The sequence below is a fragment of the Nocardia sp. NBC_01503 genome, assembly GCF_036327755.1.
GTDB lineage: Bacteria > Actinomycetota > Actinomycetes > Mycobacteriales > Mycobacteriaceae > Nocardia.
Genome location: NZ_CP109596.1, coordinates 7,861,216 through 7,885,001 on the forward strand (window position 1 = coordinate 7,861,216; position 23,786 = coordinate 7,885,001).

23 protein-coding genes are annotated in these 23,786 nt (G+C 66.0%); 9 read left to right on the top strand and 14 right to left on the bottom strand.

Features of this window, described 5'->3' with window-relative positions; all coding sequences use genetic code 11:
- Positions 1-123: 123 nt before the first annotated feature.
- Complete coding sequence (locus OHB26_RS36275; RefSeq protein ID WP_442942799.1) at positions 124-765, bottom strand: class I SAM-dependent methyltransferase; 642 nt, start codon at positions 763-765, stop codon at positions 124-126.
- Positions 766-943: 178 nt separating this feature from the next.
- On the bottom strand, positions 944-3,907 hold the full coding sequence (locus OHB26_RS36280; protein ID WP_442942800.1) for an AMP-binding protein: 2,964 nt from the start codon (positions 3,905-3,907) through the stop codon (positions 944-946).
- 478 nt (positions 3,908-4,385) lie between these two features.
- On the opposite strand from OHB26_RS36280, the gene OHB26_RS36285 reads away from it, so the two are divergent.
- Genes OHB26_RS36285 through idi form a run of 4 tightly spaced genes read left to right on the top strand, consistent with a single transcriptional unit; the run spans position 4,386 to position 8,988 of the window.
- Complete coding sequence (locus OHB26_RS36285) at positions 4,386-5,792, top strand: family 2B encapsulin nanocompartment shell protein (RefSeq protein ID WP_330181755.1); 1,407 nt, start codon at positions 4,386-4,388, stop codon at positions 5,790-5,792.
- Between the two features lie 12 nt (positions 5,793-5,804).
- Complete coding sequence (locus OHB26_RS36290; RefSeq protein WP_330181756.1) at positions 5,805-7,496, top strand: family 2 encapsulin nanocompartment cargo protein terpene cyclase; 1,692 nt, start codon at positions 5,805-5,807, stop codon at positions 7,494-7,496.
- A 56-nt stretch (positions 7,497-7,552) separates the two neighbouring features.
- Positions 7,553-8,422: a geranyl diphosphate 2-C-methyltransferase gene (locus OHB26_RS36295; protein ID WP_330181757.1), complete on the top strand. Its 870-nt coding sequence runs from the start codon at positions 7,553-7,555 to the stop codon at positions 8,420-8,422.
- Positions 8,419-8,988, top strand: a complete 570-nt coding sequence (gene idi, locus OHB26_RS36300; RefSeq protein ID WP_330181758.1) for an isopentenyl-diphosphate Delta-isomerase — start codon at positions 8,419-8,421, stop codon at positions 8,986-8,988. Before OHB26_RS36295 ends, idi begins: the two co-directional genes overlap by 4 nt.
- On the opposite strand, the gene OHB26_RS36305 is transcribed toward idi, so the two are convergent.
- From OHB26_RS36305 to OHB26_RS36325, 5 genes are all read right to left on the bottom strand, one after another.
- On the bottom strand, positions 8,985-10,214 hold the full coding sequence (locus OHB26_RS36305) for a globin domain-containing protein (RefSeq protein ID WP_330181759.1): 1,230 nt from the start codon (positions 10,212-10,214) through the stop codon (positions 8,985-8,987). The two genes, idi and OHB26_RS36305, sit on opposite strands and share 4 nt — an antisense overlap.
- A gap of 8 nt (positions 10,215-10,222) precedes the next feature.
- Positions 10,223-10,681 (bottom strand): RrF2 family transcriptional regulator, encoded by a 459-nt coding sequence (locus tag OHB26_RS36310; protein ID WP_330181760.1) that lies wholly within the window; start codon positions 10,679-10,681, stop codon positions 10,223-10,225.
- Positions 10,682-10,771: 90 nt separating this feature from the next.
- The gene (locus OHB26_RS36315; RefSeq protein ID WP_330181761.1) at positions 10,772-12,256 is read right to left on the bottom strand and encodes an NCS1 family nucleobase:cation symporter-1; all 1,485 of its coding nucleotides are present in this window, start codon (positions 12,254-12,256) and stop codon (positions 10,772-10,774) included.
- 80 nt (positions 12,257-12,336) lie between these two features.
- Entirely contained in the window at positions 12,337-13,062 is a 726-nt protein-coding gene (locus OHB26_RS36320; RefSeq protein ID WP_330181762.1) for a GntR family transcriptional regulator, read from the bottom strand.
- A gap of 101 nt (positions 13,063-13,163) precedes the next feature.
- Positions 13,164-13,682 (bottom strand): hypothetical protein, encoded by a 519-nt coding sequence (locus OHB26_RS36325; RefSeq protein ID WP_330181763.1) that lies wholly within the window; start codon positions 13,680-13,682, stop codon positions 13,164-13,166.
- 181 nt (positions 13,683-13,863) lie between these two features.
- Between OHB26_RS36325 and ilvA the strand changes: the two genes are divergently transcribed.
- Positions 13,864-15,087: a threonine ammonia-lyase gene (gene ilvA, locus OHB26_RS36330; RefSeq protein WP_442942801.1), complete on the top strand. Its 1,224-nt coding sequence runs from the start codon at positions 13,864-13,866 to the stop codon at positions 15,085-15,087.
- A 51-nt stretch (positions 15,088-15,138) separates the two neighbouring features.
- Here ilvA and OHB26_RS36335 read toward each other — a convergent pair whose 3' ends face one another.
- Complete coding sequence (locus tag OHB26_RS36335; RefSeq protein ID WP_330181764.1) at positions 15,139-15,462, bottom strand: DMT family transporter; 324 nt, start codon at positions 15,460-15,462, stop codon at positions 15,139-15,141.
- Between the two features lie 269 nt (positions 15,463-15,731).
- Here OHB26_RS36335 and OHB26_RS36340 point away from each other — a divergent pair, with 269 nt between their 5' ends.
- Positions 15,732-15,914: a hypothetical protein gene (locus OHB26_RS36340; RefSeq protein WP_330181765.1), complete on the top strand. Its 183-nt coding sequence runs from the start codon at positions 15,732-15,734 to the stop codon at positions 15,912-15,914.
- Between the two features lie 15 nt (positions 15,915-15,929).
- Here the strand turns inward: OHB26_RS36340 and OHB26_RS36345 are convergent, their stop codons facing one another.
- Genes OHB26_RS36345 through OHB26_RS36360 form a run of 4 tightly spaced genes read right to left on the bottom strand, consistent with a single transcriptional unit; the run spans position 15,930 to position 19,761 of the window.
- Positions 15,930-16,130: a hypothetical protein gene (locus tag OHB26_RS36345; RefSeq protein WP_330181766.1), complete on the bottom strand. Its 201-nt coding sequence runs from the start codon at positions 16,128-16,130 to the stop codon at positions 15,930-15,932.
- 52 nt (positions 16,131-16,182) lie between these two features.
- Positions 16,183-17,604 (bottom strand): argininosuccinate lyase, encoded by a 1,422-nt coding sequence (argH, locus tag OHB26_RS36350; RefSeq protein ID WP_330181767.1) that lies wholly within the window; start codon positions 17,602-17,604, stop codon positions 16,183-16,185.
- Positions 17,601-18,518 (bottom strand): class I SAM-dependent methyltransferase, encoded by a 918-nt coding sequence (locus OHB26_RS36355; protein ID WP_330181768.1) that lies wholly within the window; start codon positions 18,516-18,518, stop codon positions 17,601-17,603. The genes argH and OHB26_RS36355 overlap by 4 nt, the downstream gene beginning before the upstream one ends.
- Positions 18,519-18,558: 40 nt before the next feature.
- Entirely contained in the window at positions 18,559-19,761 is a 1,203-nt protein-coding gene (locus tag OHB26_RS36360; RefSeq protein WP_330181769.1) for an argininosuccinate synthase, read from the bottom strand.
- Between the two features lie 186 nt (positions 19,762-19,947).
- Here OHB26_RS36360 and OHB26_RS36365 point away from each other — a divergent pair, with 186 nt between their 5' ends.
- The 3 genes from OHB26_RS36365 to erm all read left to right on the top strand — a co-directional run bounded on the left by OHB26_RS36365 (position 19,948) and on the right by erm (position 21,924).
- A complete protein-coding gene (locus tag OHB26_RS36365) occupies positions 19,948-20,628 on the top strand; it encodes a hypothetical protein (RefSeq protein WP_330181770.1) in 681 nt (226 codons plus the stop codon).
- Positions 20,625-20,873, top strand: coding sequence for a hypothetical protein (locus OHB26_RS36370; RefSeq protein ID WP_330181771.1), 249 nt, complete (start codon positions 20,625-20,627; stop codon positions 20,871-20,873). Before OHB26_RS36365 ends, OHB26_RS36370 begins: the two co-directional genes overlap by 4 nt.
- 274 nt (positions 20,874-21,147) lie before the next feature.
- Positions 21,148-21,924: an ErmE/ErmH/ErmO/ErmR family 23S rRNA (adenine(2058)-N(6))-methyltransferase gene (gene erm / locus OHB26_RS36375; protein ID WP_442943063.1), complete on the top strand. Its 777-nt coding sequence runs from the start codon at positions 21,148-21,150 to the stop codon at positions 21,922-21,924.
- Positions 21,925-22,034: 110 nt separating this feature from the next.
- Here erm and OHB26_RS36380 read toward each other — a convergent pair whose 3' ends face one another.
- Positions 22,035-22,445: a HEAT repeat domain-containing protein gene (locus tag OHB26_RS36380; RefSeq protein ID WP_330181773.1), complete on the bottom strand. Its 411-nt coding sequence runs from the start codon at positions 22,443-22,445 to the stop codon at positions 22,035-22,037.
- The gene (locus OHB26_RS36385; RefSeq protein WP_330181774.1) at positions 22,445-23,773 is read right to left on the bottom strand and encodes a polymorphic toxin type 24 domain-containing protein; all 1,329 of its coding nucleotides are present in this window, start codon (positions 23,771-23,773) and stop codon (positions 22,445-22,447) included. Before OHB26_RS36385 ends, OHB26_RS36380 begins: the two co-directional genes overlap by 1 nt.
- Positions 23,774-23,786: the final 13 nt, after the last annotated feature.

A 23,786-nucleotide genomic window follows, 5' to 3' on the forward strand; every position in this document is an offset into this window, starting at 1 on the left:
TATGGAACAAATTCGGGATCGCGCCGGTAGTTCGTAGGGCCTCGAGTCGATGGGCCCGGTGACCCGACATGCCGAGACCGCCGGGACCTAGCCACGGCCGCAATGATTCCAGCTTCGCCCGTATCAGTTCTTGGGGCGGGCGATGAGAATGTGACCGGGGACCGGTTTGTGGTCGACGATGCGGACCTCCACCACCAGACCGGCCGCTTCGAGCGCGACGATGACCTCGGCGACCGGGCGCAGTCGGAAGCCGAATTGGGTGAAGGGCATCTTGGCCATTCCGTCCGGATCGCCGATGCCGATGGCTACCCGGCCCTGCGGGCTGAGCACGCGCGCGAATTCGGCGCAGACGCGGTCCAATTCGGAGACGAAGTAGATGGTGTTCACCGTTATCGCGGCATCCAGGCCGGCCTTGGCGAACGGTAGTTCGGTGAGGGAACCCTCCAGCACCTGCAATCGGCCCGCGCCGATCGCGGTCGCGAGGTTGGTCTTGGCGCGATTCAACATATCGGATGAGATCTCGATGCCGTGCACGGTTCCGGTGGGCCCCACCCGGTCCAACAGCAGCGAGAGTCCGACGCCACCGCCGAAGCCGATATCGGCGACCGTCTCCCCCACCACCGGCGCGGCCGCGGCCACCGCCTCGTCGATCAGGAATCGATTGACCCGATTGAGCATGAGGGCGGTGCCCTTACCCAACAGGCCGTGCGGATTACCGAGTTGACCGGCAACAGTGGACATCACACGTGCGGCAAGGGGATTCACCTTCTCGATGCTACCGCCGCGCCGACAGTGTCAACGGTGCGAAAGTGTTGACCGCTACCGAGCCCCCGAATTTCGGGGATGCGAGCTCGGTCCGGCGATCTCTAGACTCGTCGGTACCGCGGCGATCGGCCGGACCCCCGACCCGGCCGATCGCCGTTGGCATCTCCCGAGACCGCGATCAGGCGAACAGACGTGCGGCGAGCTCCTCGGTGAGGATCTCGTAGGACTCCGATTCCCGGTTGTACCACCAGGTTCGATCGCCGGGCGCGGGACGCCCCGCGGCCTGAACCGCCCGGGTGGAGGGCCGGAAAGTGGAGCTGCGCGGGATCTCGTCCACCACGTAGATGAGATCGGGCCGCTGATCGGGAACCAGATCACGCAGGGCCTCGGTGACATCCTTCGGCGACAGTCGCAGACCCTCGCGAATGCTGACGGCCGCCACCGCGAGGGTGCGATCTCCCGCGGGCAGACCGTAGGCGACTTCCATATCCACCGCGGTGATGTCGTTCAACAGGTCGACGATCGGCTGGGTGTAGACCGGGCCGCGCGGCGTGTGGATCACCGTGTCGCGACGGTCCATCAGCCAGTAATCTCCATCGCTGTCGCGGCGGAAGAGGTTCTCCGTAGGCATCCAGGCATCACCTGGGGTGAAGACGCCGCGCAGCCCGCCCGCGGAGACATCCACCGTGTCCGAGGCGGTACCGATGAGCAGCCCGACCTCGTTCTCGGCGCAGCGGCGCGCGAAACCCGAATCCTCCACCTGGATTTCGTCGGTGAGCGGATCGTAGGCGATGAGCTCGACCTTGGCGGTGCCCGGAACCGGGCGGCCCTTGGAGCCGATCTTCGCGCCGGAGACATTGGCCAGCACCACATCCCCCTCGATGGAGGCGTAGAACTCCAGCACCCGGGCGGGGGCGAAGCGCTCCTGGGTGCGCCGCCACAGACCCGCGGGCATACCCGAGCCGATGAACAGCCGGATCGGATGCGGATGCCCGTTGGGGAAGGTGTCCGCATCGAGAATGTCGCGCAGCATGGTCCAGGTGTAGGTGACCACCGTCACGCCGTACCGGTGCACCTCGGCGGCGAACTGCGCCGGATCGAGCGAGCGGGCCAGCGCGATCCGGCTGCCACCGGCCACCGCGCCACCCAGGCTCACCAGCAGACCGGAGGAATGATGCAGTGGCGCAAGGCAGTACACGGTGTCCCGGCGGCCGAGATCGGCGGCCGAGGCGGTACCGAAGGCCGACAGCGCCCAGCGGTGATTGGTGACGTACTTGATATCGAAGCGATCCCCGGTGCCGGTCACCAGAATGAACGCCAGCTCTCGGGCCAGGCCCGGATTGGGCTGGTACCAGCCGGGCAGGGTGACCTCGGCGGGATCGATCTGCTCCAGATCGGTGACATCGCATCCGGCCGGAATATCCAGTCCGCGCGCATCGCCACCGCCGAGCACCAGTACGCGGGTCCCGGTGGCGGCCGCGTCCTTCAGATTCTCCGGATCGGTGATCAGCAGTTTCGTCCCGGTCAGCGCGACGACCTTGGTCAATTCACTGCGGGGCGCGAGCAGTACCGCGACCGCGCCGAGCCGCGACAGCGCGGCAATGGCGACCATGGCGCTGGGCCGGGTCTCCATGACCACGCCGACCCGGGTGGCCGGTCGCACCCCGACCGAGATGAGCCCGCGCACCACGTTGTCGATGCGCTGATTCACCGCGAAGTGCGTGTGCACGCGATCCTCGAAAAGGAAAGCCTCCCGGTCCGGTCCGCGCCGCGCCTGTTCGGAGAGCAAGCGGCCCAGCGAGATTCGGGTGTGCGGCTGGATCATGCCCAGGCGGGTGAGGCGCGGTAGCGCGCGGGCCGCCTCACCGGTCAATTCGACCGTGCCGCGCAGGGTTTGGCTGGCGACGCCCTCGATGGTCTTGCTCAGGCCCGCGCCCGCCTCGGCCAGGCTGCCGACGGCGTGTACGGCGCGGGTGAGTCCGGTGCTCGGCCCCTTGCGTGCGACCTCCTGGCTCATCGGCACGATCTGCGGGGGCAGTTCACCCCGGTTGCTCAGCCAGTTCACCCAATCGCGCACCACCGGCCAGGTGTGCTTGGTGGCGGTGGAGCCCGAGACGAGCCCGAAATGCCCCGCCACCACGCTGGCCTCATACACCTCGGCATTGGGTGCGGCGCGCACGATACCGCGGACGGCGGCGGGCTGGCCGATATCGTCGACCTCGCCGACGAACGCCAGAATCGGGCACTTGAGATCGGCGAGTGAGATGGGCTGGTCACGAATGACGAAGCCACCCAGCATCATTCGATTGTGCTTGATGAACTGCCGGAGCAGATCGGTGAGCGCGGGCCCGGGATAGCCGAGCCAGCCGTCGGCCTCGAGGAAGCGGCGCTGGCGCTCCTTGGGCAGCAGGGCCTCGCGATCGTGCAGCTGGCGCAGGAAGTCGATGCGCGCCTTGGCGGTCTTGACCGGGTCCAGGGCCTGGAAGCCAAGGCGCACCATGGAGTCGGTGATGGGCAGCCGGTTCAGCACATGATCGGCGAGGAACTCCGCCGCGCCGGAGGCGACACCGTAGGGAATACCGAACGGGATGCCCGCGACCGCGTCCACGGGGCTGCCGAAGGTGACGATCGACTCCACACCGCCACCGAGCCGGTAGGCCGCGGTCTGGTAGGCGAACATGCCGCCCTGCGAGTAACCCATGAGATGGACACCGCGGCCGGTCAATTCATTGACCGTATCGATGGCGCTGCTGACCGCGAGGACGTGATCGGCGAGATCGCGATCCCAGCCGCCCTCCTCGGTGGTGGGTGAGCCGAAATCGACCACCCAGCAATCGATTCCGGCGGCGTGCAGAATGCCGACCGCCCCGTCGGCGGCATTCACGTCCCAGATCTCGGCGGTGACCATGATCGGCGGCACCAACAGCACAACCGGACGGTCGGTTCCCACCGCGTCCGGGAAGTAATGCCGCAGCCGATACATGCGCTTACGCTCGGCGATCTCGTACGGCGAGGATTCGATCTCGTGAACCAGTCCCCCGAACCGGATCACCTCGAGCCCGTTCTGAGCGGTCGCCATCAGGCGCTGCATCGGCCCCACAACGGACTTCGTATTGAATTTCACGGCTTCGCTCCCAGACATAATCTGCTCGTGACCTGCGTCATCCGCCCCAACGCGTCCAGATGAGCTTGCCATAGAGCCACCCTATCGCGTGGGCGCTGTGACCAGCACCATGCGAGCACACCCCCGGGCGCGGCGAATTCTACGAACAGCCCGGTCGGTTCCGCTATTTTTGTGAAGCTGCGAATGCCGAGATCATCACCTATACGCGGCCGGTCAGCACACTGGTCGAAGGCCCGGCTGAAATGCCTGCGAACGCACGATTGCGAGGCCGCGAAGTCACGACACCCCGGCGATAGCAATACACCAGACATCATGTTTATGCATTTCGCTGCGCTTATGCGATTGCCCGCCCTACCATCGGTATCGCTGGAACGCACTGTCGCGCTTGTCATTTCATCCACATGTCTAGTTTTCGCAGGCCCATCTCGGGCCTGCCCTATCGCCGTGGATTCCACCGCTTGTATACGCGGTGGCCCTTCGAGGTGAGGACCGCAGCATGACCATTGAATTGCCCCTCCAGACCGACAACCACCAGCGCAAAACCCTCAGCACCGCCGCCGCCAGCCAGCTCGCGCACACCACCAAATCCGAACCTCAGATGCAGGGCATCAGCTCCCGGTGGCTGACCCGCAGCCTGCCGTGGACCCAGGTCAAGGGTGGTGTCTACCGCGTCAACCGACGCCTCACCCACACCGTCGGCAATGGCGAGGTGGAGTTCATCATCAATGGCCCGCACGCCCGGGTCATTCCACTCGAACTGCAGGAACTGCCACAGCTGCGCGGCTTCACCGACGAAGAGGTGCTCTCCACCGTCTCGCAGCGCTTCGAACAGCGAGATCTGGCCCCCGGCACGGTGGTTGCCGAATTCGGGAATCCGATGGATCAGGTGCTGCTCATCGTGCACGGCAAGCTCAGCAAGATGGGCACCGGCGAATACGGTGAGACCACCAAGCTCGGCATGCTCGCCGGCGGCGACTTCTACGGTGACCAGACCCTGGTCGATCCCGATGCCATCTGGCCGGTCACCATCAAGACCGTCACGCCGACCACCATGCTGGTGCTGACCCGGCAGGCCCTGGAACAGCTCAATGACCAGATCCCCGCGCTGGCACAGCATTTGGAGTCGGTGGCGAATCTGCCCGCCGCACCGCAGAACAAATACGGCGAGGCCGAGATCGTGGTCGCCTCGGGTCACTCCGGTGAGCCGCTGCTCGACGGCACCTTCGTCGACTACGACGATCAGCCCCGAGAATACGAGCTCAGCCTGGGACAGAGCGTGCTGCGGGTACACACCCGCGTCGCCGATCTGTTCAACGATCCGATGGATCAGATCGAACAGCAGCTGCGCCTGACCATCGAGGCCATGTACGAGCGGCGCGAATACGACCTGGTGAACAATCCCGATTTCGGGCTGCTCCACAACTGCGATCTCAAGCAGCGCATCTACACCGAGTCCGGCCCGCCGACCCCGGACGATATGGACGAGCTGCTCAGCATGCGGCGCGGCACCAAACTCTTTCTGGCGCACCCGAAGGCGATCGCCGCGTTCGGCCGCGAATGCAGTAAGCGCGGCCTCTACCCGGATCCGGTCGAGGTGGACGGCCACCGCGTACCCGCCTGGCGCGGGGTGCCCATCTTCCCGTGCGGCAAGATCCCGGTGAGCGGCACCCAGACCACCTCGATCATGGCCATGCGTACCGGGGAGAAGGATCAGGGCGTCATCGGCCTGCACCAGACCGGGATTCCGGACGAGTACGAGCCCAGCCTGAATGTGCGATTCAAGGGCATCGACGACCAGTCGATCATCTCGTACCTCGTGAGCTGCTACTACTCGGCTGCCGTCCTGGTCCCCGACGCGCTCGGCATTCTCGACAATGTGCTGGTCGCCCGTCAGTCCGACTGATCGGAGCAGGCCATGTCGGTGCTGTCCCGCGCCGCCGCGCCGCCCGCCACCCACGAGGTGGCGGCGGCCGTCGCCGCCCTGCTGAAATCCTTCGATCCGAACGCGCCGTCCCGGCTGGCAATTCCGGAGACACCGGAGAGCCGAGGCGCACTGGATGATCCACGATTGGGCGAATCGGATGCCGCCGAGGCGCATCTGCCGCCCAAACGGCTACTCGGTCCCATGGGGTTGGGGTCCGCGAGCCTACTGGTGAATCTGCCCACCTCCGGGACGATCGCGGGCGTCGCCGACCAGGCGGCGCATCCGGTCACACCCGCCGGTGGCGTGGTGCCCGCCCTGCGTCCTACGCCACCGACACCCGGTGTGGGACAACCGCTTCGACCGATACCCCGGGCGAACAGCTCGGGGCGGGTACCCACTCCGCCCACCACACCTCGGGCGGCACCGAAATCCGCCGGACCGGGCACACCATCCGGTAGCGGGCGAATACCACGGGGCCCCAGCGGACTCGGAGCCCTGTCGGCCGCCCGGCGGGCAGCGATATCCGGCGCGGCGGTGGGGGCTACCCCCGCCACCGCCGCGGCGGCGTCTCCCCCGGCCACGCCTGCTGTCGCACCTCCCGCTACGGCATCGTCCGCGGTCTCGGGCGCTCCGGCGGTACCTCACGCCCCCAACGGAATCGGCACGGCATCGGTGCGGCGCACACGCCAGGCCGGGCAAGCGATTCCACCGCTGTACTGCCCACCTCCGGTGCGGGACAATCCGGAGCTCGGCGAGGCGGTGAATGTCGGAATCCTGTCCTGGGCCAAGGAGATCGGACTCTACGAGGGTCGTCTGGACGAACTCCGCAAAGCCGATTTCGGGCGGCTGATCATGCTCGCGCATCCGGACTGCGATGACGCCGACCGGCTGCTGGCGGCGGCCAAATGCGCCGTCTCGGAGTGGTCGGTGGACGACTACTACTGCGAGGAGGATGCCAGCGATATCGCCCCGGACGGGTCGCACTCCAACGCCGCGGCCGAGCTGGGTCCCCGGCTCGAATTGGCCGCCGCGGCAATGGATCCGGTGCATCTGCCGGTCCGGTATCAGGCCGAGGTGGAGGCGGCCATGCAGAGCGATCCGATTCTGCGGGCCTTCCGGACCTCCTTCGAACACCTCTCGCGCTTCGCCTCCCCCACCCAGGTCGCCCGGTTGCGCACCGAGATCGCGGGCTGGTTCATCGCCCTCGGTGCGGAGGCGGGCTGGCGTGGGGCCAAGCGCATGCCACCGGTGTGGGAGTACCTGCTCAATCGCCAACCGCACAGCTTCCTGCCGTGCATGGCGCCCATCGACGCGGTCGGCGGCTATGAACTGCCCGCGGCGGAGTACACCGATCCGCGGGTGCGGCGGGTGGTCACCACCGCCGCACTGGCCAGTCAGATGGTGAACGATCTCTACTCGATGGCCCGTGAAGACCTCTCCGGCGGAAGGGAATTCAATCTCCCCACGGTGCTCGCGGCCGAGGAGAACTGCTCACGCGCCGACGCCGTACAACGCACCGCCGAGGTGCACGACGAACTGGTGCACCGGTTCGAGGCCGAGGCGGGCGCGCTCGCCGCTTCCGGCTCCCCCGAACTGCGCCGCTTCCTCGGCGGACTCTGGGCCTGGATGGGCGGTAATCGCGCCTGGCATGCCGGCAGCCGCCGCTATAACGAAACCAGCTGAGCTCCACGGTTTTTCGACTCTTCATCGGTACTCCCCAAGCGAGAGGATGAGCTGCCATGACCGCGCTGCACTCCGAGACCGAGGTTCTGCGCACCGACTATCAGAAGTCGGTCGCCGCGTACTGGAACAACAATCCCAATGACGACCGCGTCAATACCGTGCTCGGCGAGGTGGACGGGCTCTACCACCACCACTACGGCATCGGCGCGCCCGATCTGTCGGTCCTCGAGGGTCCGGAGGACACCCGCCAGCAGCGCCTGGTGCAGGAGTTGCACCGCCTGGAGACCGCACAGGCCGATCTGCTGCTCGACCATCTCGGCGATATCGGCCCGGGTGACCGGCTGATGGACGGCGGCTCCGGGCGCGGTGGCACCAGTTTCATGGCCAATCAGCGCTTCGGCTGCCGGATGGACGGCGTCACCATCTCCGAATACCAGGCCGGATTCGCCAATGATCAGGCGCGTGAGCGCGGTGTGACGGACAAGGTGCGGTTCCACTTCAAGAATATGCTCGACACCGGGTTCGAATCCGGTGCCATGCGCGGCATCTGGACCAATGAGACCACCATGTACGTGGACCTCTACGAACTCTTCGCCGAGTTCTCCCGGCTGCTGCGGCCCGGTGGGCGCTATGTCTGCATCACCGGCTGCTCCAATGATGTGTTCGGCGCCCGCTCGGCGGCGGTGAGCTGGATCGACGCGCACTACGGCTGCAATATCCATCCGCGCAGCGAGTACTTCAAGGCCATGGCCGCCAACAATCTGGTGCCGGTCTCGGTCACCGATCTGACCCCGGACACCATTCCGTACTGGGAGCTGCGCACCCACTCCGAGCTGGCCACCGGTGTGGAGAAACCATTCCTGACCTCGTACAAGGAGGGCAGCTTCCAATACCTGATGATCGCCGCCGATAAGGTAGGCCGGTGACCGGCACTCTCGACACTCCCGACGCCTCGGCGGCGGTCGATCGCGAAACCCTGCTCGTCGAGCTGGTGGACGAGCAGGGTCGCGCGACCGGATCGCTGCCGGTGGCCGCGGCCCATACCGCGCCCGGACGGCTGCACCGAGCCTTCTCGGTACTGCTCTTCGACGACAGTGGGCAGATACTGCTGCAGCAGCGCGCGGGCGTCAAAACCCGCTTCCCGCTGCTGTGGACCAACACCTGCTGCGGGCATCCCGCACCCGGGCAATCGGTGATCGATGCCGCCGCCACCCGACTGCGCGAGGAGATGGGGCTCACGGTCGAGCTGACCGAGGCCGGGACCTTCAGCTACCAGGCCGCCGATCCGGCCACCGGGCGCGTCGAGTACGAATTCGATCACGTGGTGCTCGGGCGCGTGGGTGACGAAGTGCCCGAACCGAATCCGGCGGAGGTCGCCGAAACCATGTGGGTGAGCATCGAAGAGCTGCGCACCGCCATGTCCGCGGTGCCCGCCGGATATACGCCGTGGCTGGCGCAGGTGCTCGATATCGCCGAGCGCAATCGCCGCTAGGCGGGCGCCAGCAGCCAATCATTGGGTGCGAAGAGCTCGAAATGTACTCTGCTGCCCGGAATTCCGGCGGCCAGCAGCTGACTGCGTATCCCCTGCAGGAAGCTGTTCCCGCCGCACAGGTAGTAGTCGGCGTCCCGTGGCAATTCGACCTGGGAGATATCCATCAGACCGTGCCCCTCGGCCTGATACCAGGCCCGGAAATCCGAATCACGCAGTCCCCCAACCAAAGTGGTGACGATGTCGCGGAGCGGATGGGCGGCCGCCGAACGGTCCGCGTGCAGGACCAGCGTTCGGCGGTCGCTCGTTGTCACGGCCAGATGCTCCAGAATGCCCGCCATGGGTGTCACGCCGATACCGGCGGAGATGAGCACCAGCGGAGTCGTGGCATCCGGATCGATGGTGAGATCACCGAAGGGCAGCGTGATCTCCAAAGTATCGCCCGCGCCGATGTTCTCGTGCAGCCATGCGGAGACCTCGCCCTCCGGAGTGCCGTCGGCGGCGACCACCCGGCGGACCGCGAAGGCCAGTCGATGCGTCCCCGGGCGATTGATCAGACTGTACTGCCGGAGCTGACGCGCACCGTCGGGCAGCCGCGCGCCGACCGAAATATATTGTCCGGGCAGGAAATCCGGTAGTGGCCGCGCCGGATCGGCGGATTCGACGACGAAAGTCGCCGCGCCGGAGGGATCGTCGACGCGCCGCACCACCCGGGTCTCGCGGAAGACCTCCCCGGGTGCCACCCCCGCCTCGGCGTAGAGCTTGGCCTCCAGATCGATGAGCGTGGTGGCCATCAACCAGTAGACCCGATCCCAGGCGGCGGCCACCTCGGCTGTCACCGTCTCCGCACCCAGTACCTCGACGATCGCGGCGAACAGATGCTCGTGCACGATGTGGTACTCGGCCGCGGTGACGCCCAGCGAAGCGTGCTTATGCCCGATGCGGGACAACAACTCTCGCGGATGCGGTAGGGCCGGATCGACCAGATGCGCGGCGAAGGTGGCGATGGAGGCGGCCAATGCCCGCTGCTGCGCACCCTGGGTCTGATTACCGCGATTGAAGCGGTCCCGCAGCAACTCCGGATGCGCGGCGAACATCTTGGCGTAGAACAGCGGGGTGATCTGGTCGATATGCGCACCGACCAGCGGTAGCGTCGCCCTGATCGCCTCGGCGTGTCCGGGGTCCAGCTCCGCGATGGCGTACGGCGCCGAATCCTGCGCGATGGTCATGGTGTCTCCTAATCGTCGATCAGTGCCACGGCCGGAAAGACCGGCAGATGCAGCAGCTCCACGGTCCGGCGGTCCACCAGATCGGCGAGGGTGAAGTTGTCGAGCTCGGCATAGAAGGCGCGCTGGGCCCGGGCGAGAATGCCCCGCAAACGGCAGGCACTCGCCAGCGGGCACGGATTCACGCCGAGGCACTCGACGACTTCGGCATCGCCTTCGAGTTCGCGGACAATACGGCCGAGTGTGGTGGACCGTCCGGCGGGCGTGAGGAATATCCCGCCGGTACGGCCACGCAACGACTCCACATACCCCAGTTCGGACAGGCGCGAGACCGCTTTGGCCACATAGTTCTCAGAGGCATTAACCTGTCGCGCAATGAGTTTGACGGTGACTCGCTCCTGTGCCCGATCACTGATCGCCAGCCGCATGAGGGCGCGCAATCCGAGATCGGTGAACCTGGAGAGCTGCATACCGATCACGCTACTAATTCCGCTCGAGAAAAGCAGGTTTTGCGGGTGTGGGCTCTAATACGCGAACCCATGCGGATTATGTAGGCGCCGTCACACTTTCATGGCAAACCTGGAGCGTTTGGCCAGGACGTAGTAGATGACCAGGGCCAGACCGCAGCCGATGAACCAGCTGTACTGCGCGGCGGTGTACATCCCGGTGAGGTTCTTGGCGAGCACCGGGAAGACGGCGGCCGCCGCGCCGACAATGGTGGCGATCACCGCTACCGGGTTGAAACCCTTTCTGTACCAGTAGCTTCCGGCGGTCGAGAGGGTGAACAGGTCATCGATGACGATGGTGCGCTTGCGGATCAGGTAGTAGTCGGCGATCAGCACGCCGAACAGCGGGCCGATGAAGGCGCCCAGCACCTCGAGGGTGTAGTGGATGACATCGGGATTGTTGTACAGATTCCACGGCGTGATGACGATCGAGCCGACCGCCGCGATCATGCCGCCCATCCGCCAGCTGATCTTCTGCGGGCTCACATGCGAGAAGTCGAAGGCCGGGGAGATGAAGTTGGCGACGATATTGATGCCGACGGTGGCGATGGTGAAGGTCAACGCGCCCAAGACAATCGCGAAGGTCGAGTCGATGCGCGAGACCGTCTCCACCGGATCGGTGATGAGCTCGCCGTAAACCGGAATCGTCAGCGATGCGGTGATGACCACGAGCAACGAGAAGGCCAGAAAGTTCACGGGCAGCCCGAGGAAGTTGCCGCGCTTCACCGCCCGCATCGACTTCGCGTAACGAGAGAAGTCGCCGAAATTCAGCATCGGACCGCAGAAGTATGAGACGACAAGGGCAATCGCGCCCAGGATTACCGGCAGGGCATCCCAGCCGTGGTACTTCACCGAACCCAATTGCAGATCGATCGAACTCCAGCCCGCCTTGTAGATCAGGTAGCCGCAGAGCACGAACATCACGACATAGACGGCGGGACCGCAGAAGTCGATGAACCGGCGAATGGATTCCATGCCCTGCCAGAACACGGCCGCCTGCACCACCCACAGCACCAGGTACGCGCCCCAGCCCAGCAGGGACAGCCCCAGGAAACCGTAGTCATCGGCCACCGCGTACGGGGCCAGGCTCGGGAGAAGCTTCACCGCGACGACTATCAGCGCCGCCGAGGCCAGATAGGTCTGGATTCCGTACCAGGCCACCGCGATCAGGCCGCGGATGATCGCGGGAATGTTCGCACCGCGCACACCGAACGCGCTGCGGCACATCACCGGATACGGCACACCCGCGTGCTGGCTGGGCGCGGCGACCAGATTGCAGAGAAAATATACGATGGTGATGCCGATGAGCAGGGCGGCCAGGACCTGCCAACCGGCCAGGCCGAGCGCGAAAAGACTTCCGGCGGTGACGTATCCGCCGACGCTGTGCACGTCCGACATCCAGAACGCGAAGATGTGGTAACTGCCCCAGCGTTGTTCACGGAGTGGGGCCAAATCCGCATTGGTGAGGGCGGGGTCGTAGACTGGGGCCGTCACGGGCGGTGAGTCCGCCGTGGTGGCAGGGGTGACGATATCGGTCATGGTGCATCCGATCCGAAGAGCAATGGTCGGACCAAAGTAGGAACGGGCTATTGCCCTTCCGTTGCACCTCTATTGCCCGCTTATTGCGGGATCGATATATCTTCCTGGGGCATCAGCAGGCCGATATCGGTTGGCAGCGTGGAGATCACCTGCTCCAGGCGCAGGTGGTGACGGCGCGCGATGGACAGCAGGCGATCGACATCGCGGTCCAGGAAGGCGTCCAGCATGAGGTTGTGATCGCCGTGCAGGCGCTCCCGATCCGCCTGTGACACATGGACCATGGGCTGTACCGGTTCGGTGACATTCCAGGCCGCCTCCAGCATGTGCACAAGCCGGAACATGCGCGACGGCCGGGTCAGGGCGAGATGGAAAGTGCGCGAATGCCGGTGGTAGGCCACCGAATCGTCTTCGTGAATCGCCTTCTCCAGCAGGGTGTTCGCCGCGACCAGCGCGGCACGGTCGTCGGCGCAGGCGTTGACCGCGGCCAGCGCCAGCGCGGCCTCCTCCAAAGTCTGTCGCACCACATACATTTCGCGCAGTTCAGCGGCGGTCAACTGGGCGACGGTGTATCCGGCGTGTTGTTCATGGGTGACCAGTCCCTCGCCGATGAGGGTTTTGAGCGCCTCGCGGACCGGAATATGGCTGACGCCGAAGAGTTCCGCGATCTCGCGCAGCGGAATCACGGTGCCGGGCGGAGCCGCGCCGTCGAGGATGACGCGGCGCAGTTCACCGAGAATGATCTGCGGGCGACCCGGTTGGTCGACCACCAGCGTGGCCAGCAGGGCGGAGCGTCGGCGTGGGGGCATAGCGCCACGCTATGTTTCCCGTGTTCACTTTCTCGGTCGGCTGTGTCACAACCGTGAAAAGTCGGCGCTCCGCCCCGAACCGCCGATTCAGCCCGGAATTCCTACAGCAGCGTGGCGGAGAGCCTGCCGGGGCCGGTCTTCACGCCGGTGCCGTTCACGCAGCCCATGACCATATCCGGTTCCAGCATTTCGTAGGTGGCGACCACCCGGACATGGCTGCCCTTGCCATAACCGTCGATCACCTCCATGGGACCGATGGTGGGTTGGGACATGCCGACCGGCCAGGGACCCCAGAGGGTGCTGACCTCGCCGTTGTCCCAGGTGATATTGACCGTGAGGGGACCGTCCGCGGGGTGCATACAGTCGGACCAGGCGATGTGAACGCCGGTGAAGGTGCCGCCGGAGATATTCGCGGGGCCGGTGCAGTCCCAGAGGCGGCCCACCGAGGTGAAGGTGAGCAGGGTGGGCTGCATGGTGATCGCGCCGTCGACCGCGGTCCAGCGGAAGTCACCGCCCGAGCAGCTGGAGATGGCGGCCGCGGCGGTCGGGGTGCCCAGCGGCATGACACTCACCGCGGAGGCGATGACGGCGGCCGCGAGAAGCTGCACTGCTTTCGGCACAGTTTTCCTCTCCCACTGCTCAAATTGGCACATCGTCGCAGGTCAGCGCGATTCGCCAGAAAGATAGCGTGCATGGGCGCCCGGGTCGGGGATTTCGAATCACGCGCGGTCCCCACGCGTGGCGGCGATATTCGCCGGGCGGTCCGCGCGATACGCGACAGTTCCGCTGCCAACTGGCAGCATGGCCGCCATGGACCTGATCGCGCGGATAGACGCGGCGGCGACCCTGCTGGCACCGGTGATTCGCCGGACCCCGGTGGTGGCCTCGCGGGTACTGGCCGAACGCACCGGGCATGAGGTGTGGCTCAAATGCGAGAACCTGCAGCGCACCGGATCGTTCAAACCGCGCGGGGCGTACAACCGGATCGCGAATCTGCCCGAGGCCGAACGGCGGCGCGGTGTCGTGGCCGCGAGCGCGGGCAATCACGCACAGGGGGTGGCCTGGTCGGCGACCTCGCTCGGTATCGAATCCACGGTGTTCATGCCGGTCGGGGCGGCACTGCCGAAACTGGTGGCCACCAAGGCATATGGGGCGACCGTGCATCAGGTCGGCGAGACCATCGAGGAATCACTCGCCGCGGCAAGGGAATTCGCCGAGCAGACCGGGGCCACGCTGGTCCATCCGTTCGACCACCCGGATATCGTGGCCGGGCAGGGGACGGTGGCGCTGGAAATCCTCGAACAGCTGCCCGAGGTCGGGACGGTGATCGTCCCGACCGGCGGCGGTGGGCTGCTCGCCGGAATCGCCGGTGCGCTACAGCAATTGGCGCCCCGGGTGCGGGTGATCGGGGTGCAGGCCCAGGGTGCGGCCGCCTGGCCGGTCTCGATCGAGGCCGGGAAACCCATTCGCCTGGAACAGATGGCGACCATGGCCGACGGTATCGCCGTCGGACTTCCGGGCGAAGTGCCGTTCGAGCACATTGTCGAATGCGCGCCGAGCATTGTGACCGTCGATGAGGATGCCCTCTCCAAGGCGCTGCTGCTCTGTATGGAACGCGCCAAACTGATTGTCGAACCGGCCGGGGCGGCGGCGGTGGCCGCGCTCATGGCCTGCGATCTCGCCGAGCTCGACCTGCGAGGTCCGGTGTGCGCCATACTCTCCGGCGGAAATATCGACCCGCTGCTGCTGACCCGTGTCATCGGCCACGGCCTCAGCGCGGCGGGCCGCTATCTCGCCGCCCGCGTCACCATCTCCGACCGTCCGGGCAGCCTCGGCCGCCTGCTCGCCGAACTCGGCCGCAGCGGTGCGAGCGTCCTGGACGTGGTCCATTCCCGCACCGGGGCATGGCTCGCGATCGATGAAGTCGAGGTCATGCTCACCCTGGAAACCCGCGGCCCCACGCATCGCGACGAGGTGATCGACGCACTCGCCGAAGCGGGATATGTACTGCGCGTGGAGGATTGAGATCCAGGTGGCGGCCCACACCGGGTCGCCACCCGCTTTCGCGGCGCGGTCTCAGTGCGCCCCACCGAGTTCCAGCGCCAGCACGCCCGCGATCACCAGTCCGATCCCGCCCACCTGCACCAGGGTCAGCCGCTCGTCCAGGAACAGCACCCCGATCACCGATACCGCCACCACACCGACCGCGGACCAGATGCCGTAGGCGACGCCGATCGCCATCCCGCGTTTGAGCGCCTGCGACAGGAACCAGAACGCCGCCCCGTACCCGAGCACCACGATGATCGAGGGCGCCAGCTTGCTGAATCCCTCGGAGATCTTCAGCGAGACGGTCGCCGTCACTTCGCAGGCAATGGCCAATCCCAGCAGCAGCAAGGTCATTGCCGGAGCGTAACCGGCCGAGCGGTACACGCCGCGATCACACTCCGCGAAAAAGGGGATGCGCGAGCGTCCGCGGTCTGGTTAACCTGATCCGCATGTGGATGCCACTGCACTTCTGAGCGCCTCGCGCCGCGCACCGTGAGCTCTCGTCTCCGCGTACCTTCGCGCGCTGTTCGGCACTGAACGCCGATTCCCGCCGCCTCGCGGCATGTACCCGTACTGACCGGCCGCCTCCGGTGAGTCGGTCACGCATCCCCTCAGGAGGACCTATGCCTGCCCATCCTTCGAATTCCGAATCGCATTCGCACGACGTCACTCCCGCCGAACGTCCGCTCTCGCGTCGTGAGCGGCGCGGTAAAGCCGCCGATCGGCAGCCGATCGGCGGTCGGGTGCGGAACGCCGGACGCGCGGCGGTCCCGGCCTCCAAACATATGAATTACCGCCGCGGATAAGGGAATCCGCGTCGATCAGCGCTCATCGTCGCCCTCGCCCGTCTCGTTCATGAGGCAGTCGAGGTCGCGCGGATCCAGGCGTTTGATCTTCTGTTCGAAGGCGCGGTCATAGTGCCGATCGTTCGGGTCCATGCCGTTGCGCCGCCGCGAGCTGCGGCCATACGCCTTCAGGAACGGTGGGATCTCGGCGCGCAACCGCTGCTCGCGTCTGGACATGAACATGACCGTAGCCGCCGTATTCCACGGCGGCTACGGGTTTTTCGGCAGGTCAGCCGAGCCAAGTACGCTGTTCGGCGGCGGTGGAGCGGACCTCTTCGAGCTGCTTGGCGACTTGGATTCCGGCGGTGCCGCCGCGGGCGTTACGGGAGGCGATGGAGCCTTCGACGGTGAGGACCTCGCGGACCCGCGGGGTCAGCGCCGGGTCGACGGCGGCGAATTCGGCATCGGTGAGTTCGTCCAGGCCGACGCCGCGGGCCTCGGCGGCGCGGACGCAGCCGCCCGCCGCTTCGTGCGCGACGCGGAACGGAACACCCTGGCGGACAAGCCATTCGGCGATGTCGGTGGCGAGGGTGAAACCGGCCGGGGCCAACTCGGCCATGCGGTCGGTGTGGAAGGTGAGGGTGGAGACCAGGCCCGCGATGGCGGGGAGCAGCAGCTCGAGCTGGGCCACCGAATCGAAGACCGGTTCCTTGTCCTCTTGCAGGTCACGGTTGTACGCCAGGGGCTGTGCCTTGAGCGTGGCGAGCAGGCCGGTGAGGTTACCGATCAGGCGACCGGCCTTACCGCGCGTCAGCTCCGAGACATCCGGGTTCTTCTTCTGCGGCATGATCGAGGAGCCGGTGGACCAGGCGTCGGCCAGGGTGATGTAGCCGAATTCCGGTGTGCTCCAGATGATCACCTCCTCTGCCATGCGGGAGAGGTCGACCGCGGTCATGGCCAGCACGAACGCGGCCTCGGCGGCGAAGTCACGCGAGGAGGTGGCGTCGATCGAATTGGCCGCCGCCGCATCGAAATTCAGGTCCGCGGCGATCGCCTCGGGATCCAGGCCCAGCGAGGAACCGGCGAGTGCGCCCGAACCGTACGGCGAGATGGCGGCGCGCTTGTCCCAATCGCGCAGGCGGTCGATATCGCGCAGCAGCGGATGCGCGTGTGCGAGTAGATGATGCGCGAGCAGCACCGGCTGCGCGGCCTGCAGGTGCGTTTTGCCGGGCATGACGGCATCGGGATGCGCGGCGGCCTGGGCGACGAGGGCATCGACCACATCCAGCACACCCGCGGCGACGCGACGCACGCCGTCGCGCAGCCACATCCGGAACAGGGTGGCGACCTGGTCATTACGCGAACGACCGGCGCGCAGGCGGCCACCGAGCTCGGTGCCGACGCGCTCGATCAGACCGCGCTCCAGCGCACCGTGCACGTCCTCATCGGAATCGGCGGGACCGTATGCTCCCGAGGCCACATCGGCGGCGAGCTGATCGAGTCCGATGAGCATGGCCTCCAGATCGCTCGCCGAGAGCAGTCCGGCCTTGTGCAGCACGCGCGCATGGGCTTTCGACGCGCGGATGTCATAGGGCGCGAGCACCCAGTCGAAGTGGGTCGACTTGCTCAGCGCCGCCATTGCCGCGGCCGGGCCGGAGGCGAATCGTCCGCCCCACAGCGCGCCCTCGTTCGTGCTGCCGCCCTCGGTCATAGCGTGTCGTCTCCTCGCGGTCGTATCGCGGTCATCAGAATGTGTGTGCTCAAATCCGGCAGTGCCGCCTCGACGACGGTACGGCCGCGGTCTTCCAGCAGGGCGGCCGGATCACCCTCGCGCACCAGCCAGCCGTGCATGGCGAACCAGGTCCGCGGGTCGGTGCGGCCCTCCCACGGATACCAGAGCTGCTCCAGGTCGACGCGAATTCCGGCCTCGGCCAAGGCTTCCGCGCGACGCTTACGGAATTCGTCGGAGAGCGCGCGCTCGCCGGTGCCGATATTCAGCGCCATCCGGCTGCCGGGGGCGCTGAGTTCGGCGACGTTCCCGAGCAACCGGTCCTGGGCGTCGCCGGGGAGGTAGCGGAGCAGACCCTCGGCGAGCCAGGCGGTCGGCCGGGTCGGGTCGAACCCCTTGTCCAGCAAGGCTTTCGGCCAATCTTGGCGCAGATCGATCGGTAGTTCACGACGATCGACCGCCGGAGTATCCGCCGCCAGCGCTTTCGCCTTGAAATCCAGCACTCTCGGCTGATCCAGTTCGAAAACCACACTGCCGGAAGGCCATTGCATCCGGTACGCGCGGGCATCCAGGCCCGAGGCCAGAATGACGAACTGGCGGACGCCCACCTCGATCGCATCGGCGAAGTACTTGTCGAAATAGAGGGTGCGCGCGATCAGGAAGTAGCCCATCACCCCCTGGATGAAGGAACCACCCTGCTCGCGCGGATCCTCGCGAGTACCCCGCAGCATCGCGGTCCAGTTCTCCGAACCGACGGCCTCGACCAGCTTGGCGGCATACGGATCATGGAAGAGCGCGTCCGCGCGATCGGTTTCATAGGCCCGCATGGCGGCGACGCCGATGGCGGTCGCGCCCACGCTCTCCGTGATGTCCCAACTGTCGTCATCGGTTCGCATGGGCGCCTCCTCAGGCCGGTCGAGTCCCGGTCGCAGGCTACTACTTCTTGCTGAGATCCCGACGCGCCGCAACCTTCGACGACAGGCCGTGGATCTGCACGAAGCCCTTGGCCAGGGACTGGTCGAAGGTATCGCCCGCGTCGTAGGTGGCCAGGTTGAAGTCGTACAGCGACTCGTCCGAGCGACGGCCGTTGACCACGACGCTGCCGCCGTGCAGCACCATCCGGACATCACCGGAGACGTGCTGCTGGGTGTCCTGCACGAAGGCGTCCAGGGCGCGCTTGAGCGGGGAGAACCACAGGCCGTCGTAGACCAGCTCGCCCCAGCGCTGCTCGACCTGCCGCTTGTAGCGGCCCAGCTCACGCTCGATGGTGACCGCCTCCATCTCCTGGTGCGCGGTGATGAGGGCGATCGCGCCCGGGGCCTCGTAGATCTCCCGGCTCTTGATGCCGACGAGCCGGTCCTCGACCATATCGAGGCGGCCGACGCCCTGGCGCCCCGCGCGCTTGTTCAGCTCGGTGATGGCCTCGAGCATGCTGACCGGGCGGCCGTCGATGGCGACCGGGACACCCTTGTCGAAGGTGACGATGAGCTCGTCGGGGGCCTCGAAATTGACGGTCGGGTCGACGGTGTAGTCGTAGACGTCCTTGGTCGGAGCGTTCCAGAGGTCCTCGAGGAATCCGGTCTCGACCGCGCGGCCCCACAGGTTCTGGTCGATGGAGAACGGGGACTTCTTGGAGACGTTGATCGGCAGCTTGTTCTCGGCCGCGAACTCGATGGCCTTCTCGCGGGTCCAGGCGTAGTCGCGGACCGGGGCGATGACCTTCAGATCGGGGGCGAGGGCGCCGATGCCGACCTCGAAGCGGACCTGATCGTTGCCCTTACCGGTGCAACCGTGCGAAACCGTGTCCGCGCCATGGTATTCGGCGGCCTCGACCAGGTGCTTGACGATCAGCGGCCGGGAGATCGCGGAGACCAGCGGGTAGCGGCCCATGTACAGCGCGTTGGACTGGATGGTCGGCAGGCAGTACTCATTGGCGAACTCGTCGCGCGCGTCCACCACGATCGACTCGACGGCGCCGCAGTCGAGCGCGCGCTGGCGCACATCGTTCATGTCCTCGCCACCCTGGCCCAGATCGATCGCGACCGCGACCACCTCGGCCCCGGTTTCCTTGGCGATCCAGCTGATCGCGACCGATGTGTCCAGCCCGCCGGAGTAGGCGAGTACGACGCGCTTGGTCATAGTCCGTGTGCTCCTCGATTAGATACGTGTAGGTCGGTTCCCCCGGCGTCCTGCAAATGATTATGCACGATGATGCAATCCCATTCATAACCGGGGGTGGGCACGGCCCATATCGTCACACACAACCGATCTGACCATTAGGTATAAATTATTGCCGATAGGTCGACGAAAATTCATACTTGCAGTGTGACCGCTCGACTAGCGCGCGTACAGGCCGCTACCCTCGGCTGTCTGCTCGAGAATCCCGACGCGATGCGGCAGACCGAGATCGCGAACGCGATCCACGCTACTCAGGCGCGAGTGTCCCAGGTCCTCGCCGAGACCGATCGTGACGGGCTGACGCTGCGTACCGCTGCCGGATGGCAGGTCACCGACCCGGCCGCGGTGTTCGACCTCTGCACCGGTCAACCACTCCGGCCGCTCCCGCCTCTCGGCTGGTACGCACTGGAACCCGGATTGCGGCAGGTGGAGTCGAGTATCGATGCCGCCACCCGAGCGCGGGCCGAGTATCGGCTCACGGGCGATTGGGCGGCGGATCTGCTCGCCCCGTGGCGGATTCCTCAGTTGGTGGTGCTTCATGTCGACAAACCGCTGGATCTCGAGGATGCCGGATTCGTCCCCGCCGAGTTGACCGATGCGACACTGCATCTCGTGGTCGGCACCGTCCCGCCCAGGTGGCGGACCGATCCGCGCATCGCGGTGCGCATGGCCGATTCCGAACCCGGGCGAAACCTCGCTCCGGTCAACGATATTGCCCGCCGAATCCGAGTCACCGGTGGGCCGGACGCCGCCGAGGCAGTAGCCGAATTGCGCCATCGATTCCTGCAAGCCAGGCGGGCGGTCGAATCCGAATCACCGCGGATATGAAGACGATACGAATCACCAGCGGATCCCGCGCCGAAGACGGGGCTTATCGCGCACTCGCCGATGCGGCCGACGCTGCGGCGGATCTCGACACCCCCACCTCCTGGCCCACCGGCCCCACCTTCACCCAAACCGCCACCCTCCTCACCGAACACTTCGACACCCCAGGCCGTGCACTCCCCTCCACAGGTCCGAACACCGCCACCCGCACCAGGATTCGTGCTCTGGTCCGCGCTCTACTCACCTGACACCTCCACTCGGAGTGGCGCTGATAAATCGTTTGCGAGACCGGGACCGGATTTCTAAGGTGACCTTCATGTCGTCCTACTGCTTCGTACGCGTGCGTTCCGCCCGGGCTCTGGCCCGCTAGCGGACGCAGGTAACCCCACCGCGTCCACCGGCGCGCCCAGGGCCCTTCGAGACCTATCCATCTCGAAGACCCGAAAGGGCAATTGCACAGTGGCGCACAACTTTTCCTCCCGGACATCCGGCTACGGGAACTTCTCCCACACCCAGGGCAAGATCGGCAATGGCGGTCGAACACCGCGCGATCGAGCCCGGCGAGAGTATTCGCAGAACTTTCTGGTGGATCGCCATGCGATCGACCTGATTGTCGAGACGGCGAGTCCGACCGGTCTGGTGCTCGAACCCGGCGCGGGCGAAGGCGCGATAACCCGGGCGCTCTCCGAACGCGGCGCACGGGTGACGGCCTATGAGATCGACCCGCTGCTGGCGGGCAAGCTCGCGGCGCGAACCCGGGAAAGCCCTGAAATACAGGTGGTACGAGGCGATTTCACCAAAGCCGCCCCACCACGTGAACCCTTCGCGGTAGTCGGCAATATCCCCTTCTCGGCAACCGCCGCAATCGTGAACTGGTGCCTGACCGCCCCCACCCTCACCTCGGCCACCCTGCTCACCCAACGCGAGTACGCCCGCAAACGCACCGGCGACTACGGCCGCTGGAGCGAACTGACCGTCACCACCTGGCCCCGCTTCACCTGGACCCTCCACGCCCGAATCAACCGCGAAAACTTCCGCCCCATCCCCTTGGTAGACGCGGCCATCCTCCAACTCCGCCGACGCCCCCACCCCCTGGTAGAAAACCACCAAGCCTTCAAAACCCTGGTGGCCCTGGGCTTCACCGGCATAGGAGGCTCAGTCCGCGCCTCCCTCCGCCCCCACTACCGCCACCTGGACCGCGCCCTCTCCACCGCCGGCATCACCCCCGACACGGTCGTCGGCTACGTCCACCCAGACCAGTGGCTAACCCTCCACCACTCCCTCCCCACCAACTCCTAACCCAACGGTCCGCGCCAATCCACCCGGCGAGTGTGCACCCACGGCGGTAAACCAGACATACCACCGCCCTGAGTACACACTCGCGGGCTAACGGGACGGGGCCTCGGCGTTCATCGACCCATCAGCCGTCGCAGATTCGCGAGCCCTGTTCGAGCCGCGGCCGAGAGACGGTCATCGTCGATCGACGATGCGATGGCCAGAACGGGGAGTTCACCACCGGAGTCGAGATTCTGCAGCATGTAGGCGATGTAGTCGACGTCCGGATCGTCCTCGCGCCGTCCCAAAACGTCCAATACCGACAGCAATCCGGATGGCCCGCCGACTTTCACGAGCACTTCCGCCGCGTCGACCTCAATGGTGACGATGTCGTCATCCATCAATTCCTCGAGCCGCTTCCGCGCCTCCGGGTGTTCGATGTAATCACCGAGTTCGATGATTGCCGCGACCCTGATCATGGCATCTGAACTCCGCGAGGCGTCCAGCGCGGCCTCGAGGCCAGAGCCCTTCGAATTGTCACTCACTACGGAATCTCCTCGGGGAGTGCAGGTCTGACACTATTGGGGAGGGTTTGACCGAAAATCTCGCCGGTGGCCGGATTGACATTTCGCCGAACGTCTACGACATGCGGAGTGGGAATATATTGACCGGTTGCCTTGTCGAGATGCGCTCTACCGGTCAGATCTACACGCTTGGTAGCCACTCCATCGGCATCGTAATACGAGTAGTGGGTGATATTTCCCTGCGAATCTCGCTTGGCGAGGTACCCATTGGGTGGACCGCCTTGGGTGGGAAGGTTTCCGCGAGGCCAGGTGGTCGCCGCATCCAACTGCTCGCGCAGACTGATTTGCGCTACAACAGGTTTCGGCCGCGTTGACGGTTTGAAGGCCTCAGGTTCGAGCCGGTTCGCCTCGTCGATACTTCGGCGGGAGCGGCTCAGGTCGCGGAGGGCGAAACGGGCTCGGGCGGTGGCTATTCCGTCGCGCCAGCCTCGGACGGCTTCGGTTATGCGGAGGGCGTAGCGGGTTACGGTGGCGGCGGTTGCGCCGGTCATTACGACCGCGGTGATGCCGAAGGTGAACCAGGCCGACGCTATGGCGATGGTTAGTTCGCCGGCTACGGCCCAGGAGAGTTCTACGAGGATGCCGTGCAGGATTTGGCCGCGGAGGTGGTCGAGATCCGTTTTGTGGGTGGTGCAGAGTTGGGCCAGTTCGCCGCACGCGCTCAGGATCTCGTCCATGGCGTCTTGGAGGTCGAGGAGTCTGCGGGTGAACTCTTGGGCGTCTTCGACGTCATTGCGGTTCATTACGGCCGCGGCGTTTTTCAGGACCGAGGCCAGGTCGGCGGTGTGGGCGGTGCGCAGGCGGGTCCAGGCTTCGGCAGCGGTTTGCAGTTTGTCGGTGTTGCCGTCGGGGATGTCTATGCCGACTTTGTCGGCCAAGCGGATCAGGGAGTCGGCCGCTTCGCGAAGGCCATCGCTGGGGCCGCCCGCCGACGGCGCGGCACCGTAATACAGGCATGCGGGGGTTGGGCCCGCGGGCATCGCCGCGGGCGGGACCGTCGAATCGAGAATGCTGTCGTAGTCGGCCAGATAGTGGTTGTAGCCCGCCCGCACGATCACATTGCCGAGTTTTTGCAGGCCATTGCCGAGGTCGGAGACCATGGTGAGTACCTCGGCCGCGCGCAGGTCATACTTCCGACCCCATGCGGCACCGGTTTCATCGACTCCGGCCATAGCGCCACAGTCGGCCATGGCCCTGGTCTCGGCGAGAAAAGCGGTTTGCAGCGCGTCATCGAGGCCGAAACAGGCTCTGCCGACCGCGTAATACGCTCCGAAGTCGACGTTCACCACGGCAGCCGCCGCG

Coding starts and splice junctions, on each gene's coding strand:
- OHB26_RS36305 (WP_330181759.1), bottom strand. CDS start 10,214: ATGACCATCGCGCAGGATTCGGCGCCGTACGCCATCGCGGAGCTGGAC.
- OHB26_RS36340 (WP_330181765.1), top strand. CDS start 15,732: ATGCCTGCCCATCCTTCGAATTCCGAATCGCATTCGCACGACGTCACT.
- OHB26_RS36355 (WP_330181768.1), bottom strand. CDS start 18,518: ATGCGAACCGATGACGACAGTTGGGACATCACGGAGAGCGTGGGCGCG.
- argH (WP_330181767.1), bottom strand. CDS start 17,604: ATGACCGAGGGCGGCAGCACGAACGAGGGCGCGCTGTGGGGCGGACGA.
- OHB26_RS36295 (WP_330181757.1), top strand. CDS start 7,553: ATGACCGCGCTGCACTCCGAGACCGAGGTTCTGCGCACCGACTATCAG.
- OHB26_RS36315 (WP_330181761.1), bottom strand. CDS start 12,256: ATGACCGATATCGTCACCCCTGCCACCACGGCGGACTCACCGCCCGTG.
- OHB26_RS36280 (WP_442942800.1), bottom strand. CDS start 3,907: ATGTCTGGGAGCGAAGCCGTGAAATTCAATACGAAGTCCGTTGTGGGG.
- ilvA (WP_442942801.1), top strand. CDS start 13,864: ATGGCCGCCATGGACCTGATCGCGCGGATAGACGCGGCGGCGACCCTG.
- OHB26_RS36320 (WP_330181762.1), bottom strand. CDS start 13,062: ATGCCCCCACGCCGACGCTCCGCCCTGCTGGCCACGCTGGTGGTCGAC.
- OHB26_RS36335 (WP_330181764.1), bottom strand. CDS start 15,462: ATGACCTTGCTGCTGCTGGGATTGGCCATTGCCTGCGAAGTGACGGCG.
- OHB26_RS36370 (WP_330181771.1), top strand. CDS start 20,625: ATGAAGACGATACGAATCACCAGCGGATCCCGCGCCGAAGACGGGGCT.
- OHB26_RS36290 (WP_330181756.1), top strand. CDS start 5,805: ATGTCGGTGCTGTCCCGCGCCGCCGCGCCGCCCGCCACCCACGAGGTG.
- OHB26_RS36345 (WP_330181766.1), bottom strand. CDS start 16,130: ATGTCCAGACGCGAGCAGCGGTTGCGCGCCGAGATCCCACCGTTCCTG.
- OHB26_RS36310 (WP_330181760.1), bottom strand. CDS start 10,681: ATGCAGCTCTCCAGGTTCACCGATCTCGGATTGCGCGCCCTCATGCGG.
- OHB26_RS36285 (WP_330181755.1), top strand. CDS start 4,386: ATGACCATTGAATTGCCCCTCCAGACCGACAACCACCAGCGCAAAACC.
- OHB26_RS36360 (WP_330181769.1), bottom strand. CDS start 19,761: ATGACCAAGCGCGTCGTACTCGCCTACTCCGGCGGGCTGGACACATCG.